Annotated in this window: 11 protein-coding genes; 7 read left to right on the top strand and 4 right to left on the bottom strand. The window is 45.9% G+C overall.

Translation table 11 applies throughout. The features are described from left to right. Nucleotides 1–52 precede the first annotated feature (52 nt). Genes OZ401_RS19160 through OZ401_RS19170 form a run of 3 tightly spaced genes read left to right on the top strand, consistent with a single transcriptional unit; the run spans nt 53 to nt 6344 of the window. Nucleotides 53–3313 (top strand): hypothetical protein, encoded by a 3261-nt coding sequence (locus OZ401_RS19160; protein ID WP_341470124.1) that lies wholly within the window; start codon nt 53–55, stop codon nt 3311–3313. Continuing rightward, on the top strand, nt 3310–4554 hold the full coding sequence (locus tag OZ401_RS19165; RefSeq protein WP_341470125.1) for a hypothetical protein: 1245 nt from the start codon (nt 3310–3312) through the stop codon (nt 4552–4554). Before OZ401_RS19160 ends, OZ401_RS19165 begins: the two co-directional genes overlap by 4 nt. 50 nt (nt 4555–4604) lie before the next feature. After that, nucleotides 4605–6344, top strand: coding sequence for a glycoside hydrolase 5 family protein (locus tag OZ401_RS19170; protein ID WP_341471841.1), 1740 nt, complete (start codon nt 4605–4607; stop codon nt 6342–6344). Nucleotides 6345–6439: 95 nt separating this feature from the next. Here OZ401_RS19170 and OZ401_RS19175 read toward each other — a convergent pair whose 3' ends face one another. The 3 genes from OZ401_RS19175 to OZ401_RS19185 form a co-directional block, all read right to left on the bottom strand. Next, nucleotides 6440–6913, bottom strand: coding sequence for an SPW repeat domain-containing protein (locus OZ401_RS19175; protein WP_341470126.1), 474 nt, complete (start codon nt 6911–6913; stop codon nt 6440–6442). Nucleotides 6914–6983: 70 nt separating this feature from the next. Next, nucleotides 6984–7604 carry a DoxX family membrane protein gene (locus OZ401_RS19180; protein WP_341470127.1) on the bottom strand — a complete coding sequence of 207 codons (621 nt, stop codon included), beginning with the start codon at nt 7602–7604 and terminating at the stop codon, nt 6984–6986. A gap of 440 nt (nt 7605–8044) precedes the next feature. Continuing rightward, the gene (locus OZ401_RS19185) at nt 8045–8707 is read right to left on the bottom strand and encodes a thioredoxin-like domain-containing protein (RefSeq protein ID WP_341470128.1); all 663 of its coding nucleotides are present in this window, start codon (nt 8705–8707) and stop codon (nt 8045–8047) included. Between the two features lie 162 nt (nt 8708–8869). On the opposite strand from OZ401_RS19185, the gene OZ401_RS19190 reads away from it, so the two are divergent. The 4 genes from OZ401_RS19190 (at nt 8870) to OZ401_RS19205 (ending at nt 15913) form a co-directional block, all read left to right on the top strand. After that, entirely contained in the window at nt 8870–11371 is a 2502-nt protein-coding gene (locus OZ401_RS19190) for an MGH1-like glycoside hydrolase domain-containing protein (protein ID WP_341470129.1), read from the top strand. Nucleotides 11372–11380: 9 nt separating this feature from the next. Then, complete coding sequence (locus OZ401_RS19195; RefSeq protein WP_341470130.1) at nt 11381–12928, top strand: methyl-accepting chemotaxis protein; 1548 nt, start codon at nt 11381–11383, stop codon at nt 12926–12928. Then, nucleotides 12928–14979, top strand: a complete 2052-nt coding sequence (locus OZ401_RS19200) for a B12-binding domain-containing radical SAM protein (protein WP_341470131.1) — start codon at nt 12928–12930, stop codon at nt 14977–14979. The genes OZ401_RS19195 and OZ401_RS19200 overlap by 1 nt, the downstream gene beginning before the upstream one ends. A 166-nt stretch (nt 14980–15145) precedes the next feature. Beyond that, on the top strand, nt 15146–15913 hold the full coding sequence (locus OZ401_RS19205; protein ID WP_341470132.1) for a 3-hydroxyacyl-CoA dehydrogenase: 768 nt from the start codon (nt 15146–15148) through the stop codon (nt 15911–15913). Nucleotides 15914–15970: 57 nt separating this feature from the next. On the opposite strand, the gene OZ401_RS19210 is transcribed toward OZ401_RS19205, so the two are convergent. Beyond that, a complete protein-coding gene (locus OZ401_RS19210; protein WP_341470133.1) occupies nt 15971–17485 on the bottom strand; it encodes a hypothetical protein in 1515 nt (504 codons plus the stop codon). Nucleotides 17486–17715 lie beyond the last annotated feature (230 nt).

Genomic DNA, 17715 nt, shown 5'->3' on the forward strand with positions numbered 1-17715 from the left:
GTGGAGTTAAATATTTGCGGTAAAATGTTTTGAACAGTTAGTAGCAATTTAAATGCGCTCATTTCTATCCCGCCAGAATTCATCGCTTCTGTTGGCGCTCGCGTTGGCTTTCGTGTATCACGGTGGTTTGCTGTTAACCGGTACATTTAAGCGCACGTACGATGCCTATATCCACATCTTTTTTGCTGATCATTATGCCCGTGCTTGGTTTGACCATTGGGAATACCGTTGGTACACCGGGTTTACAATGACCAGCTACCCTCCCGGTTCGCAACAATCTATTGCCTTAATATCTCCTGTGGTTGGGTTGCTGAACGGTTTTATCATCGTACAGCTTTTCGCTGTTTTGCTGGTAGTTCTTGGCGTATATCGCTTTTCGCGTATATGGGTAACTGAAGAAGCCGCCGGTTTTGCCGCTTTGCTGGCAGTATTTTCATCGAGTATTACCGAAACGGTGCATGTTTTCGGTCAACTACCTACGATGTTTTCTCTAGGCTTTTTGCTGAATGCCTTGCCGTTTGTCCGTTATTGGCTGGATACGGGTAAACGCCGTTATCTGCTTATGGGCTGGGTAGTGTTAGCGGGTTGTACCGCCGGACATCATGTCACCACCTTGTTCGGCGCAGTCTTTTTTGTAGGACCTGTACTGCTTGCGGGTATTGTTGATAAATTCAGGCAACCTTTGCCGGATGAACCAACCGCACATCCTTCCCAAGTAGCGGGTCGTAAGATTTTCCCACTGGTTATTCGTCGTTTGAGGAGGATAGTTCCGGTAACCTTCAGAGCCGGAATATTTGGTATTGGTCTGGTAGTAGTGCTGTTAGGGGTAGTGTTGCCTTACTGGTTATGGAGTAAGGATGACCCGATTGTGCAAATTTCAATACCTCATGCTTCCAGAGATTCATTTATTCAGAATACTAATGCTGGGTTAGTATTCTGGCTAATACCGTATGGGCTAACTTTGCTAGCGCTACCCTATATTTTTTACAAAGGGTTGAATACGCGAGCATGGCCCTTGACCCTCTCTTTAATGATGGCGGTTTTGTTGGGAACGGGCGGGACAACTCCACTTCCAAAGGCTCTGCTTGGTGGCGCATATTACATACTTACCCTCGACCGCTTTACTTTCTGGGCAACTATTCTACTTTTACCGTTGTTAGGCGAGTTTGTGGTTAGTATTACGAAGCGTGGATTAGCCAATTACTTGCGTAACCAATTCGGAGTGCTTACTTGGAAAATCGTTCTTTTCGTATTGGTGGTCTTTTACCTTGCCCTCTCAGGTATTACCGCGAACTTTACCCAGTTTAGAAAGTTTCAGCCTGCCGCTATTGATATGCAACCGATCGTGACATTCCTTGAAAAAGACCAACATTCACGCTGGCGTTATTTGCCGCTCGGCTTTGGCGACCAGATGGCATGGCTCTCGGCTCAGACCAGCGCTACTACTGTTGATGGTAACTACCACTCTGCCCGTCGCCTACCCGAATTGACCACTACTTCCATTGAGCGTTTGGAAGGCGCAAAATTCCGAGGAATACCCGGTCTTACCTCGTTGCAACAATTTCTGGCAGTTCCGGAAAAATATAATCTGAAGTTTGTATTATCCAACGACCAATATTATGACCCCTTATTATATTTCTCTGGTTGGCATCGCTTACAACGATTGGAAAATGGCATTATGGTGTGGGAGCGTGAGGATATTCCACCCTTGCCAGAAGTGCTGCCCCGCAAGGAAATACCGATTTATCAGCGTATAATGTGGGGTACTATACCCATGGCGGCGATCTTCTCCGCAATCTTTACGCTATCTCTGCGTTTATGGGGACATCGTCTGCTCTGGCTGTTTGAATTTATCGGATTGGTCAAGCTTACCACAAAAATCCGCATACCCGGAATGGGGCTTTTTCCACGCTTCTGGAGAGCTATTGATCGCAAGTTATTGCGCTGGTCAACTGTCAAAGAAACCGAAAGCGATAATGGCGCTAGGTGGCAATTCTGGAGCGATTGGATGATGGTGGTAAAGAACCTCAAGCCAGCGCCGCCTTCTAAGCAAGTAATACGCTCTTTAGTGCTATTAATAATCATAATTGTCGGATTGGGTGGCACAGTTTTCACGGCGTTACGTCCTGCAGGACCGTTACAAGTGGTTGAGTCATACTACGATGCGCTGGATTTTCGCCGCTTTAGTGAGGCATATTCCTATTTAGACCCTACCGTTCGCCCTAGTTATGATCAATACTTGCTAGAGTTATCGGTAACTAACGGCTTGGTAGCGTCTTATGGGAAACTTGATTCGGTACGAACCTCGCTTCTTTCCTCAGAACCAGAGCGGGTAGTAGCACAGGCTAAAACAGTATGGCTTACTTCCTTAGATCAATATCCCACTGTTCAACAGCATGTACTGGTTAAGCGTAGCGGGAAATGGTATATAGTGCCGGATCAGGTTGATTTAACCATTCCGCCAGACCAATTTTTCAATAAGGCGCAAGTTAATTGGTATTCTCAAGGGCGGAGGCGTGTTACAACCCAGACCACCAGCTTTTCTGATGTGTTGGATCGCCCGGTGCTGCAAATTATGTCAGCCCGTTTTGTACAAGGTCGCACCGGGTATGCGGTAGTTGGTGAGTTAATGAATACCGATGTAAATCCTGCCGATGTAACTCTTACCGCAGTCTTATTTGATAAAGATAACAAAGAAGTTACCGAATATAATGCCCAAGAAGGAATTGTCCACAAACTGTTACCTAAAGAGATAACCCCCTTCCGCGTGGATTTTGCAGGAGTATCAGGGCAAACCTTAGGTATTTCAAACCCAGAAGACCCGCCAAATATAGTACCTTCGGCTACACCTAATTTGAAAGACCAAGTTACTGCTTTTGAAGTATATGCTAAAGCAGTTGTAACCGGGCGTGATTTGTTAAGGGATGTAGGTGTACAGGACATGAAAATTGAATATGGAGCGGATGGTTTGGCGCAACTTACCGGGCAGTTAATAAATTATGGAACACAGGAAGCCACTATCCCGCATATATTCCTTACCTATTACGATAGTGATGGGCGCGTGGCATGGGTCGATGATCAATATGTAGAGAGCGCCGTTCGTCCGCAAAGAACCCAACCTTTCAGCATCGTGCTTTCAAGACCAACCGAAACCTCAGTTGTACTTGATAAAGGCAACACCTATTCAAATATACTATCTAGCCAGTTCAACCTGTCGCCTCAGCAAAGTGATCGAATACCATTGCCTAAAGACTTTGGGTATTCTTCTGTCAGGGTAAATGTACATTATTATGCGGCGGGGGCAACAGAATGAGGCAACTCCGATACTTGCTCTCCGGCTTAATACTCGCGCTGGTGTTAACCGCTTGTGGCGCGACACCCCCCCTCCCCTCATTCACAGGAGGGGAATTGACCATTTCTGCGCCTGAAAGCGCTGATGTCGGAACGCCTGTAAGCCTTACTGTCAAAGCTTCACAGGCTTCTGATGGTGTTAATGTTACTCTGATTGCATACGGTAGCGCCGGACCTCGTATTTATCGCGGCGCATTTAACAAGGGCGAAGCCTTCTTTACCTTGCCCCAAACTGATACGCAGCAATCTGGCTTAGTAACCTTGATTGCAAAAGCCGGGCAGGTGCAAACTGAAAAAAAGTTATTGCTAAAACCGGGAGCGCCGATTGAACCGCTCCAACCTTTAGTGGGTGCAAGAGCGGTAATCGCCGATACACAACATTGGAGTATGGTCGTAATTATTCCATTTGACCGTTTCGGTAATCCCGTTGCAGAGGGTACTCCGGTAACAATGAGAGCTAAAAGACCGGACGATCGCCTTGTAGATCAAGAGTTTAAAGTCACCAATTTGCTCACTTGGTGGCGAATTTATAGCGGCACTAAGGCCGGGCGCACTATAATCTCGGCTACTACCAATGGCGCATTTGGTTCTGAAGGTATTTTACTCGAAGAACCGGGTTTGCCCTTACCATTTAGTGTCAGTATCGAGCCACTGAATGTGGTAGCAGACGGTCACCAATTAGCCACTATAAGCACCTCTATACTCCGAGATCAATTTGCTAACAAGGTTGAAGATGGTACGTTGGTTACCTTTACAGTAGATTTACCTGATGGGGCGAGCCGGGTCATTCCAGCTTATACAATTGACGGAATAGCGCAAGCGCCTTTGCAAGCGCCACGACAACCCGGTCAAATTAAAATCAAAGGTTCGGTTTTAAGTATCGAAAGCTCGGTTTTGACCGTTAATTTACTGCCCGGACCTGCGGTAGGAATTTTCCCGGTGGTTGCTACTAGAGCCGATAGTGGGAAAGCTGTAATTATTGAGGCCGGTCCAATATTAGGCATGCAAGAACAGTTTGTACCGGACGGCACTCCGGTGGTATTTACGGTAAGCGACAAAAGTGGGCAGAAACAAACCTTTAATGCCTTTTCCAATCAAGGTCGTGCTAGTGTCGAAGTGAGAATAGCCGGAATGCGACAAGGAAATTATCTAGTTGAAGTGATGGTGGGTTCAGGTCAAGGCTTTACCAGTTTCAGCCTCTAGTCAAAAGTATGTCAAAAGTATGGTTAAAAAGGGGAATATGGCTTGCTTTGATGCTGATCTCACTGGTTGGCATATTCCTGATTCTAAAGGGAGCCGGGGCTATTATTACTTATTTCCAAGAAGGGGCTGACCCCGGTTCTGCGCTTAATATTGTGCCAAACAAGCCCCCTGATTACCAAACTAAAGTGGTATGGCTACCTGATGACCCCGATACGGGGCGGGTAATGGAGCCTTTTACACGCGACCAAATCGAGGCAGCCTATATCAGGGCGTGGCTTCAATGGAATTTGTCTCAAGAAAAAGGTTCAGCTTATGGGCTTAAGACTTATTTTACCGGACCAACGCTTGATGCTATAAGCAATGCGATACAGCAATCGGTTTCAAATGGCTTTAAGATTACGCAAACTACCACTGAGCATCACCCACAGCTGCATTTCTATTCTGCCGATGGCTCGATTGTTTCCTTTACCGAAGAGGGTGCACGAGTCGAGCAGATTATTCGAGATAAAAGCGGACAGGTGATTTTAGCGGATGAACGTAACTCTCGTTACGATGTGGTAATGCTGCTTGAAGATGGCAACTGGCGGATTCGGCATATGGTTCGCATTAATGAAACGAACCCAGCCGATAATAAGTTTGTTACTGTTCCAAAAACCGGCTTTGTGCGTGTGGATGGTGCTACCCTCACCTTGGATGGACAACCATTTCAAGCTGCCGGGGTAAATTACTATCCACAAGCAACTCCCTGGGACAAGTTTTGGCTCTCCTACAAGCCAACTATTATTGATGAAGACTTAAAACGGGTGAAAGATTTAGGGCTTAATACCCTCCGTATTTTTGTACCTTTTACTCAGTTTGGTGGTACTACCCCAACCGAAGCCTATCTTAAACTTCTGGATGATTTTCTCAAACGCGCCGATCAGCAAGGCTTAAAAGTTATTGTTACCCTTTTTGACTTCAGAACCGACTATAACCCTTTGTTGTGGGCTGATGCAGACCGCCATTTGGAAACTATACTCACCCGCTTTAAAGATTATGCCTCTGTATTGGCGTGGGATTTGAAAAATGAACCTGATTTGGATTATAAAACGGGTGGGCGCGAAACGGTGGATTTATGGTTACGTCATGTTGCGATTACAGCGCGAGAGTTTGACCCGAACCATTTAATTACTATCGGCTGGTCAACTTCGAGCGTCGCTGCTACCGCCTCAAATCTGGTTGATTTTGTATCTTTCCACTACTATACTCCTGCCGTGAACTTGCCCGCCGAGTATAACCGCTTGAAAACGGCAACTGCCGATAAGGCGATAATGGTTACCGAATTTGGTTTGCCGACATGGAATACCTTCTTCCCTAACGGTCACTCCGAGCCGGAACAGGCTGAATACTATGCCGACATCATTAAGTTTCTACGCGCATCCGGTAGCGCTGGTTATATGGCATGGACGCTTTATGATTTTAGTTATATTCCCGGTTCGGTAGCGGGTGCCTTGCCGTGGCAAAATGGCCCACAAAAAGAGCTTGGAATATTGAAAGCAGATGGAAAGCCTAAACCTGCTGCCGCATTACTAGCGCCCGGTTCATCGCTCGATGTTACCCGTGTACCGAGTTGGGCGCAGTTTCTAAAGCCTTTCTGGTTAGGCTCTCTGGTAATGCTATTGCTGTTTATTTATTTGGTATGGCGTTTTCGCTTGGTTGAGCGTTCGATTGGTATGTTTAAACGCTTTAGAATGGCGTTATTTAATGTACCGAGCCGCTTCCTGCGACTCTTTCGGCGCAAGCGGCGTTAACTAAATACAACTTCTAAGTAGGAAAATAAAAACCCCGCTTAGCTGTAGCGGGGTTTCGATCTTTGGTCAATAATTTTCAGCTGTTTTTAATCGGTTCAGGCACTATAGCTATAGTTTTTGCTGGTAAATACCGGACCCTTCAAACTTAAGAGGGCGAACCCGGATAGAACTACCAAGAGAACACCTGAGCCTTGATCTACAAAGTTGGGATTACTGATATCAATATATGATACAAACCCGGCTTTGAAGATGTTGTTCATCAAATCAACGAAGTAAGGCGAAAACATTAACCAAACTCCAACCGCAATCGTGGCATAAGCCGCAAACTTGCGAAGTTGCAGAGTTGATTCCTTAGCGGCGGTTGCCAGAGCAAACCCTACCAGTAAAACCACTAGCACGCCGCAAATTATATCACTAGTCTGTACAAAGGACAGATCGACTTTAACACCCTTGGCATTTTTGATGCCATCGTAGTTGAACAGAAAGGGGGCTGTGATCAGATACAAACCACCTATAATGCCCAACACTCCGTAAGTTAACTGGGTCTTGCCTAACCCACTACTTTTCATAACTCAACTCCTTCTTTATCATCGCTGGTTTGTGAAGTTCTTTTGCTTAGTGTAGAACTTCTACTTAATGCTAGGTTAGATTTGTTCCAGAAGAGGGTGTTTTGTAACCCTTTTTGCTTAAAGTGCCACGTGTCCAAGGAGTACCAATAGCAGGTAGTACGTAGCGATCTAGACCCCAGTAACCTGCATTCTTCCATGCCAGGATGACAAACACAGTCGCGCCAAACATCAGCGGGTTGGTTGAACCAGAACCTGCCAACAAAAATGACATATTCATCAAAGTTCCAAAGAAAGCCGCGATGGCAGTTAAGCAGCCAAAGATCAAACCTAAACCTACTGCAATTTCACCGAAAACGATCAACCAAGCGAACCACTGATAAGCTTGAGAATCAATCATAGTATTCAAGAAATCGCGGAACCAAGTGTAGGTTATTTTCGGGCTACCCGTTTGCGGGATAGCAACTGCACCAGCCCAGAAGCCTTTCAGTGAAGCACCACCGTCGAGCCAACCTTTGCCGACTACACCATCGGTTATAAACTTGTGCATACCGGCAGTAAACCATTCCAAGCCAATCCAAATACGAAATGCCATCCAAAGGGGAGCAGACCGGGTGTCATTAAAGAGCCATTTGGCGATCGGTGGATCGCTTACCAATCCCCGACTGTTAACTGATGCGTCTTGCACGCTCATTCTAAAACCTCCTGTTATTAAGTACCACTTCAGGGTGGAATTGATTGTGACTACCTGTACAATATTAAATTTTTAAAGTTAATGAACCAGTAAATATTGGTAAATATTAGGTAAATTGTACTATAAGCTAATTGTATTATCTTAACGGAAACGATAGATTTTGCTTAATAGAAGATTAAATCTTAACGAAATACCCCTTTTCCCTATAAGATTGTGCATATTATCACTAATATTGACCAATATATTTACCAATAGCATCATTTTGTTTTTAAACAGGCTAATTAAATTACAATGCGAATCCTTACTTTACCTATACAAATAGTAGATTTTGCATATAGGTGTATTAATTAGTTATTAGCATTTTTGTTTAAAAACAGATGTAATAATAAGGAAGAAGAATCAAAACAAGTGGGTTAAGTTAATTAAATTTGAAATGGAGACTAGCTCATTGGACGCGCATTAGGATCGCCTTCAGGGGCTTTATTGAAGCGTTCTTTCATAAATTGCTGGATTTTGTTTTGATCCAGACTCTTCAACAGCATCCGATGTTGCCAAGAGACCAACGCAATACGCGCATCGTTTGGCAAGCCGGTTCTGGGAACTAACATGATTCCGGTAAAGCTATCTGGAGGGTAGCGATTGGCATAAGAAGCTAACGAATTTACTGCATCGGTACAGCCGGTTGGGCAATCGTAGAAAATAATTACCCCACCATGCTCAAGGTTATGTACCAGCAATTCATCGGGCGGTGCGTCTTTGAATATTCCCCATTTTGACCAAGTAGGATAATGGTTTCCACTGGTTGGCGGGTTAGTTTGATATTGCACCTTAGTTCCGGCTGGAACGTGAGTTGCGCCCTCATTGGGAAATTCTTCTATCTTCGCTTCGTTGTCCGCCGCCACCGGAATTGGGGAAGTATTGGGGCTTGGCGGATTCCAAGGAGCGATAACTAGCAGCGCCAAAGCGGCAATTACAATCACAGCGATAGCAGCAGCCCAAACTATAGTCCTATTTTTGGGGGCAGAAGGCTTCTTTTTACTGCTGCGGTTAGCAGTAAAAGTTTTGCTTACAGTATTTCGGGTATTTCTGCTAGTATTACTCATATGCCTGCAATTATATAAACTTCCGCCGCAGGAAGTCAATTTACATTGATAGATAGTTATTTTGCAAGGTTACTAAATCTAAAAGTTATAGCCTTATAGATGGGATTATGGTATTCTCTTAGAAATCAGGTGCAAGCTTTTACTAATACAGGAGAGGGAAAATTGAACGGACATCAGGCGCTAGGTTATCTTTCTCGCAACGATAAATGGTTTCTGGGTGGCGGTAAAATGGTCATCTGGGCGCCTGAATTTCCCTTGTGGCTGGATAAACCCGGTTATTGGGATCATGCTTGTTTTCTTGATTACCGAGTTGGTCCAATTTTTACTCTGGCAATTCTGGATGAAAAGCGACGCGAAATAGAGCCAACTTTTGTTGAGCGATTCTGGCAACCTGATCACAGTAGTCATCTATATCGAGTCAAAAGCCGTGACTTGATAATTACCGAACGGCGCGCGTTGCTACCGTGGGATGTGTTAGTCAGTACCTTTGAATTTGCCAATTCGCTCAAGCAGGAACAAAATTTTGACCTAGTATTATGGAGTGCTCAAGATAGCGAAGGTTCGGTGCGCGGCGGTAGCATCAGCGAGATAGAGAGCTTGCGCACCCGTAAAGAAGATGGATCGATTGTCTGGCAACGTGGCGTACGTGATTCCCAGATTCCTACAAACGCTGCTGACCCTGAAGCAGGCGTTATGATGCGTTACAATGTGGCATTGGGTGGGAGCATTCGCGCCGAAAGTTACAGTGTAAAAGTAAGTGATCGCCAACCCAATTACCCGCGTTTCAAGTATTCTCCCTTCTATGAAAAGCTGTCAGAATACGGAAATCTAGGAAATGAAGAACCCTCTGTATGGATTCGCAACCCTAACGGACTAGTTTATCTTGGTTTGCACTACAAAATCAGCTTACCGCCCGGCGGGAAAGTTACTTTCAGCGCATATGCCAGCATAGCCGCTACCGAAGAAACCGCCCTGACTGGATTAAACCTCGCGCGTCGCTCCGATAGCCTTATGCGTGACAAACAACCCGCTGCTGCTGCGCCCGTTCCCGACCCCTACAATCTTGGAGCTGCTGCAAATAATCTGGCAGAACCGCGCTATGCCGAACCGATACAAGGACGCGCCGCCGAGCGAGAGCGCCGTCCTACCTTCCCTGCCAAAAAGCATTGGAGCGAGTATTTTGAAAATCTGCCGGATTTCACTTGCTCCGATCCCTATCTACAGAAATATTACTGGTATCGCTACTACGGTTTGAAGCTTAATACCATTGTTGCAGGTTCGGACGAGCGTTTGGGTTTGCCTTACCCTTGTGTTTTCGAGGGGATTAATCTTGGCTGGTTCCGGCAGCATATAACCTATAGCGCACAATGCCATATGCTAGAAGCGCGTTGGATGCACGACCCGGCTCTGGCGCAAGGCTCATTGCTCAATTTTATTCAAAACCAGCAACCGGATGGCGCATTCCCCGGTGTAATTAAGAATATATATCGGGGTAATCGCGAACTAACCTCCAATGTAGCCTTCTATCATGCTAACTGGGGAATGGGCGTGCGCGAACTTTATCGAGTGCATCCCGACCGTACTTTTCTTGAGAAAGTGTTCCAGCCGCTTTCTCGCTATGCCGAATATTTCGATAATGAGCGCGACAAAGAGCAAAGCGGTCTCTATGATGTAATTAACCATTGGGAGACCGGGCAAGAATTTATGAATCGTTATCAGCAGGTTGACCCGCAAAGCGATTCGGGGGGTAACTTGCGCTTGAAGGGATTGGATGCCACCGTTTACATTTACCAGTTGCAGGATACACTGGCTTGGATGGCAGATGAACTGGGGAATCCGTACGATGCGGAACGTTGGCGCATCGCCGCTGAAAAAACTCGGCGCAGTATTCTGAGTATGATGTGGGATTTAGGTCAAGAGTTTTTCTATGATGTTAATCCCAGTACGATGCATCGAATTACTGCTAAAGCAGCGGTTGGGTTTTATCCCTTTATGGCAGGCTTGGGGGGCAAAGAGCATCTTGGCGCGTTTTACAAGCACCTATTCAATGAAAAAGAATTCTGGACACCCTTCCCCGCCCCTTCAAGCAGTCGCGATGACGAATATTTCAGCCCTGATGGAGAATGGAAGGAACGTCGCTTGGTTTGCCCTTGGAACGGGCGCACTTGGCTAATGACTAACAGCCATGTGGCAGAGAGTTTGTGTCGCGCTTCGCAAGAGCTTGACCCCAATCTTCAGCCTAAAGCGGTAGAGTTCCTGAACAAATTTATCCGCATGCTCTTTCTTGATGGCGATGTGGAGCGTCCAAGTTCCTATGAGTATTACAACCCTCTTACCGGACAAGCCCCTTTCTTTCGCGGAACTGAAGATTATATGCATAGTTGGATTGCCGACTTAATTATCAAATATGTAGCAGGCGTGCAACCGCAAGATAAAGGACGTGTCCTGATTCGCCCGTTACCTTTTAACCTAGACTACTTTACGCTTGATCGGATTAAAATTGCCGACCATTGGTTGAAAATAACTTGGCGCAAAGAACCAAATATGCCCGAAAGCCCGCTACGAAAAGCAAGCGTATCTGCTCCGGTTGGGTTGGCGGTATGGGTAGATGGGGTGCTGGTAGAACAACGACCAGCTTTACAGCTAATTGAGGTTCAACTCTAGGGAGTATGCATGAAAAAGGATAAGCCCTCATTTAACTATAAAAAATATCTTGACGAGAATTACCTGCCACGTCAGCGCAAGAGGCTCATTAATACCTTTTCGATACTGACCTTAATCGGGAACGTTACATCGCAGGTGGTAGTCTTCATAAATAATGCTGGCTCTATAAATTTAGGGCGCATTTCTGGCTCATTGGGAATAGTATTAGTCGCTATACTGGCTATTATCCTTACTTGGTACAACCGGGTTGAACTTGCCGGTATTTTTTATTGTACCTTTGGGCTTTTAAGTGTCACCTTTGCGGTTTATAATGGCGGGCTGAGTTCTAATGCACCGATGCTTTATTTTGTCATAATTGTAGTGGCAGGGGCAATTATAAGTCCTATAGCTGTACTTATAGTAGGCGTTGTTTCCAGTCTCGCTTATCTGGTCGTTGCGCTATATTTGCTTAGCCAGATTCAAAATCCAGCATCAACTTATGGTACAAATATTGCTTTAGTAAGCGCTATTCTAATAATTGCATCAGCAGTCTTATACATATTTAGTTTTGCCCTTGACCGCATTGCTTCCAGCGCCCGGTATCAGGCTAACGAATTAAAAGATGTCAACGAACGTTTGCTGGAACAACGTGATCTAGAAATTGAGACCAGCCGCCAGATAAATGTCCTATCCGAAGCGCTTGCCGAACTTTTCAGGCGGCAGAACACAGCTACAGAGGAGCAAGTTTTATTGGTAAATGAAGTCGCCAGCACCTCCAATGAATTGGATGCAGCAGCGCGGCGCATTGCTAATAACGCCCTGAGTGTTTCGGTAATTGCAGAAAAAGCCTTAAAAAGCGCTCAAACAGGGCAAGAGGCAGCGCAGGATGGGGTTACTGCTATCGCTACTTTGCGTAATAACGTGGAAAATATAACCTATAGTGTGCGCTATTTAAATACTCAAATTGAGCGTATTGGCGAGGTTACGGATATTATCGGCGAGGTTGCAGATGAAACCAATCTCTTATCACTCAATGCCACCATTGAAGCGGCAGGTGCTGGTGAGTATGGCAAGCGTTTTGCGGCAGTTGCTGACGAAATACAAAGGTTGAGTCGGCGTACAACCACAGCCGTTGAACAAATTCAGGAAGTGGTCAACGAAATTATCCAAGCCAGTGAAAAATCCCTTCAAACTACAGAAGATGGTTTGCGTCAAGCACAACAGGGCGAATCGTTGGTTGTGCGCTTGATAGAAGCTAACAACGATATTATAACTATCGTAAACCAGACTGCTGAATTGGCAACCAACATAGCCAGCAGCACTTATGAGCAACGAAACGCTAGCGGCGTGATTGTGGAAAGCGTGCAGCGAATCAGTCTGGCTTCAAAGGAACTGGCGGGTTTTACTATTGAGGTTTCGGAAGTCATTCATAAACTGGAAGGAAACGCCACGCTACTAATAAGTCAAGCATTACCTGAAAAAAAGCAAGCTAAGAATCAAGAAAAAATCCTATTTAGTGAGTTATTCCTTGACGACGCAGAGCTTGAAGAATTTGAGCAAGCGGGAGTTAGTTTTTAATGAAGGTTTTGTTGGTACAACTCCCTGTACCTAACAACCGCCTGAATAATTTGCCGCTTGCACTTGGCTACCTCAAAGCCAGCGCCGAATCTGCCGCTTTACCCAGCGTTCAAGTTCAAATTCTAAGGCGTGAGGCGCAGAACCTAGGCGGTGATGCTTACCTATTAGACGCTATTCTGTCGGAAGTGCCTGATTTAGTGGGTTTTTCGCTCTATTCTTGGAACTCCAGTCGAGTGCTTGAACTGGCGCGCCGTATAAAAGAAGTTTCGCCCGAAACCATGCTACTGGTGGGTGGTCCCGAAGTAAACCACGATAACCCCTTTATCCTAACCGAACCCTCCCTGGATTTTCTCATTTTCGGGGAAGGTGAAACCGCGTTTTCGCTACTACTGCGCCACTTCACCGAGCATTTACCCCTATCGCAAGTCAATGGATTGGGTTATCGGCATAATAGTATTTTGCATATCAACCCCGCCAGCCTCGCGACAGCAGATGTAAACCTGATACCCTCAGCTTATCTGAGTGGCGCTTTAAGCAACCATCTAGATAATTTTATGTTTATCGAACTTAGCCGCTGGTGTCCTAGCAAATGCACTTTTTGTTATTACGGGCGACAGGATATACCGATTGGCGGTAAGCGTTATTTCGATATTGAACGAATCCGTAAAGAGCTTGAATATGGCATGGCACGGGGGGTAAATTCGGTTCATTTCGTGGAGGCAAATTTTAATACGCTGCCCCACCTCAGCCAAATTTACCAGACCATTCAGGAAACGGGCGCAAATCGCCATATCCGCTTCTATGCCGAGATGCGCGGAGAAGCCATTGACGAGGCTGATGCCGATTTGCTGGCAAGTTGCAACTTTGGAGTGGTCGAAGTGGGGTTACAATCCGCCATACCGGAAGTGCTGGCTAAGGTGCGCCGCAAGAACCATTTGCCGCGGTTGGTAGCGGGGGTACAGCATTTACGCCAGCGCGGTATTGAAGTGTTTCTAGATGCAATTTTAGGCTTGCCCGGTGACACTATTGATAGTTTTCACCGTACTATTGATTTTATCGAAGCAAATAGCCTTGCCCCTTACGATTTGTTCCACCTACAAATTCTGGGCGGAACACAGTTAAAAACCGAAGTAGCAGAGGGTTTGCATGGCATCGAATTTCAAGCCGCCCCACCCTATTTTGTGCTAAAAACCGCCGAACTAAGTTTCGCACAACTTTGCGAACTGCGGCGGGAAACTTTATTGCGTAAAGGTGACGACCCTGACGACATACAGGGTTTGCCACCACCCAATCTGTTTGCGTTGTGTCGGGTTGAATCTGAGTTTGCTATTAATCCGGCTAACAGACCGCCTATCGAGCATCTAGAACTAGACTTGAGCCAACCTATGCCGGAAATTTCGCGCTTGCTGGCTAACGAAGTTACAATCCGGTTATTTAGCGGAGATATTGCGAAGGCGACACAAGCTTTAGCTCAACTATCAGCCCCAAATCCCACCACTATCTGGCATATCTTCTTCGAATCGGCACAACCGCTGGCTGACGCAGAATTGCTAGATTTAAAACGCGCAATTCACCATAAGAGCGGTTACCTTGATAGGCTGGCAGTTTTTGCGTTGGGTCAACCCAACCCGGAAATGTTTTCCTCACATCCTTCGGTGCAATGCTATAATTTGGTGCGCTGGAAGGCGGATTTGGTTCCATTAGCCGATAAAACTACAATTTGGATGATAGAATGGCGCGAAGATAAGACTGTATCAGAATGGCGTGAAAGTTTGCACAACACGCTTGAAACCAACGCGCAAGGTGTATTTATAGCAACAGACAGTGGGGTTTCCTATGAGAAAGTCAGAAGGGCGTTGGCTGAACAGGAAACAGATGGGAAAGTTATCTGGTGGAGCGATCCCGGTATTGCTTCCGCCTTTGCCGGGGAGGAAACTATTGCTGCTTTTCCAACCTGCTATAGGCAAGGGCAGTTGCGTCAAGTGGATAAAGCCACCCTAGAAAGAGCATGCTTACGCTGGGAGCTTTCAAAACGGCGAGATGCGCGTTAGTAAGTACAACTCCATGCAAAAAGGGTGCGGAAATCAAGCCAGCAACGCATAATTCCAATGAAACTAAATTTCAAAAAATAGATTAGTTGCGGAATGAGGCACTTTATACTACTATTTTCATGCTTTGCTCTAATTATTCCAAGCGTACTCTGAAAGGTAAAGACAGATGGATTTGCAGAACAAGGGTGTTTTGGTAACAGGTGGTGCTTCCGGCTTAGGGGCAGCCTGTGTGCGGTTGTTTAATGCGTCCGGTGCAAAGGTGATAGTAGCTGATCTCAATGAAGAACTCGGCTTACAACTTGCCAATGAGCTAGGTGAAAACGTTAAATTCGTTAAAACCGATGTAGTCAGCGAGGAATCGGCAACTGCTACGGTAAAAGCTACGGTAGAAGCATTTGGCGGCATTCATGTGGCAATCAATTGTGCCGGTATCGGTAGCGCCGAACGTACTGTCGGCAAAGATGCACCTCACCCCCTCAATTCTTTTAGCAAGGTAATTCAGATCAATTTAATCGGCACTTTTAATATTATTCGTCTGGCAGCTTTTGCAATGTCCACTAATGAACCGGGCGAAGATGGTGAGCGAGGCGTAATTATCAATACTGCTTCGGTAGCGGCTTTTGATGGTCAAATCGGACAGGCGGCATATGCGGCTTCTAAAGGCGGCATCGTCGGTATGACTCTCCCAATAGCCCGCGATCTATCGCGACTCGGCATAAGAGTTGTGACTATCGCTCCCGGTCTATTTGACACTCCGTTGCTGGCAGGTTTACCAGAACCGGCGCGTTTATCTTTGGGACAACAAGTTCCCTTCCCCTCGCGTTTGGGTAATCCGGACGAATACGCAGCCTTGGCAAAGCATATCACCGAGAATCGCATGCTCAATGGTGAGGTTATCCGCCTTGATGGTGCGATTCGCATGGCTCCCCGCTAAATATTGAATGTATAATCAGGACAAGGGGTTTACGCCTCTTGTCCTAGCCGAAAACTCTCATTGCTTTTTTAACTGCGTCGATTTAACCAACCGAAAACCTATCCAAAGTGTTAGACTTAGCCAGAAAAACGGAGAAATCCAGTAGAGCGGAGAGAGCGGTTCAATGTAATTGACATAGGCGGGAAAAAAGTTTCTAAGTCCCACTCCTTTTAAAAACGCTATATTCTCTTCCAGCCACAATAATAATTTTGCCGGGTTTGTATCTTCCCAGTGATAGCTAAGACGCGGGTCTAGTATAAATGCTACGGTAATGAGTGCACCCCAGAACGCCGATACCATTATGAATACCTTTAATAATTTGCCTTGCAATGCGTTGAGCGCCTGCGCCAGCGGTAGCGCCAGCAAAGGTATTACCGGCAATAAATAACGGGCAGGCGGGCACCACTGCCCCCACCAGCGGTTGTAATCGGCTACTACCAGAAAGTAAGGTAAAGTGATTGCAATTAGCCAGTAAAATTCAGCTTTGTTTGGTAGGCTGGCTGAAATGCTGCGTTTTACCAACCATGCCAGCGGTAGCAAGTACACCGGGCTGTACATCAGCAAACCGTATTTTTGGTCGAATAGCAAACCCAGCACCCCTAGTGGTATTGTTATCGGATTAGAGAAGCCATCGTGGTCGGCGGTGCTAGGAAAAGGAAGCCCGTATAAATATTGGAAATATCCTATGAATAGGCTGCCAAAGAAGGTTATCGGCAGCAATAAAACTACATATCCCCTTCGGGAAATCGTACCGTCATCCTTGCGATATCGTAAACTCCAAAGCAAGTAGCCACCGAGTAAAGCTGAAAGTAATAGATATAGGTAGTGCAACCATGGCAGGATTCCAAGACAAATGCTTGCTAACACCAGACGAAAATTACTTACTCCGCTGCCTTCAGATAATAAACGTGCTTGTCTATAGCAATATATGACACAAAGTGCTGCCGGGAGTTGGGGGAAAATCAGATAGGCGTAGCTGAAAATCGGCGCACTACTGCCTAGCACCCCCCAGCAAACCCATGCTATTCGGCGTTGCCGGGTAGTTTCCCAGCTTAGGAGAAAAATGTTTAAGGCGAGAGTAGCTGCGATGGCGTTCAGCAAAAACATCACGCCCAGCCTCTTACCAAGCGCAAAAGGCAATGCTATGATAAAAGAAAGACCCAAGCCATGTTTGGTATAGGTTCCGGGTTGTTTTGCAGCGGTGTTGTGGGGAGTAAGCGTTTCCAATCCAGAGCAAGGAATACCGGGCGGGAGAAAGCCTTTCCAGCCTGCCAGATATTCTTCACAGGTAGGGTAAAATTCCAGCCATGATTTAGAAGCGAATTGGTTGGTTTCATCCAGATCATAATCGTATAGAATACTCTGGGCGGTAATCAGGTAAAAAGGTTCATCTCCGGTGGGTGGGCGTAAAAAATCTTGCATACGCGATGTGAATAGGGCAAAGAAAATGAATCCAGCTACCCATACTATTAAGCGCAGACGAAAATTAATAATGCTTGTATTTACAGTTGTTGGATGTAGTTGAACCTGCATTTTCCGCTTATTGCTCCTTTGCCGCATTCTAGCATAAATTTGGATAATTCATAAAAATTCTTTATCAGTGCAATAAATCCTTCAACTTATAAGGCAAAAACCCTGTTTTACAAGGATTGCCTAAATGTGTTAAAATCACTCAAGATTGTGCAAGGATGCACAGGGGAATACAGCCGTTGCGGTATCGCTCGTTACCGTTTAAAGTTCCTCTCCGCTTCCCGCATTCCTTC

This window comes from Candidatus Chlorohelix allophototropha (genome assembly GCF_030389965.1).
GTDB classification, from domain to species: domain Bacteria; phylum Chloroflexota; class Chloroflexia; order Chloroheliales; family Chloroheliaceae; genus Chlorohelix; species Chlorohelix allophototropha.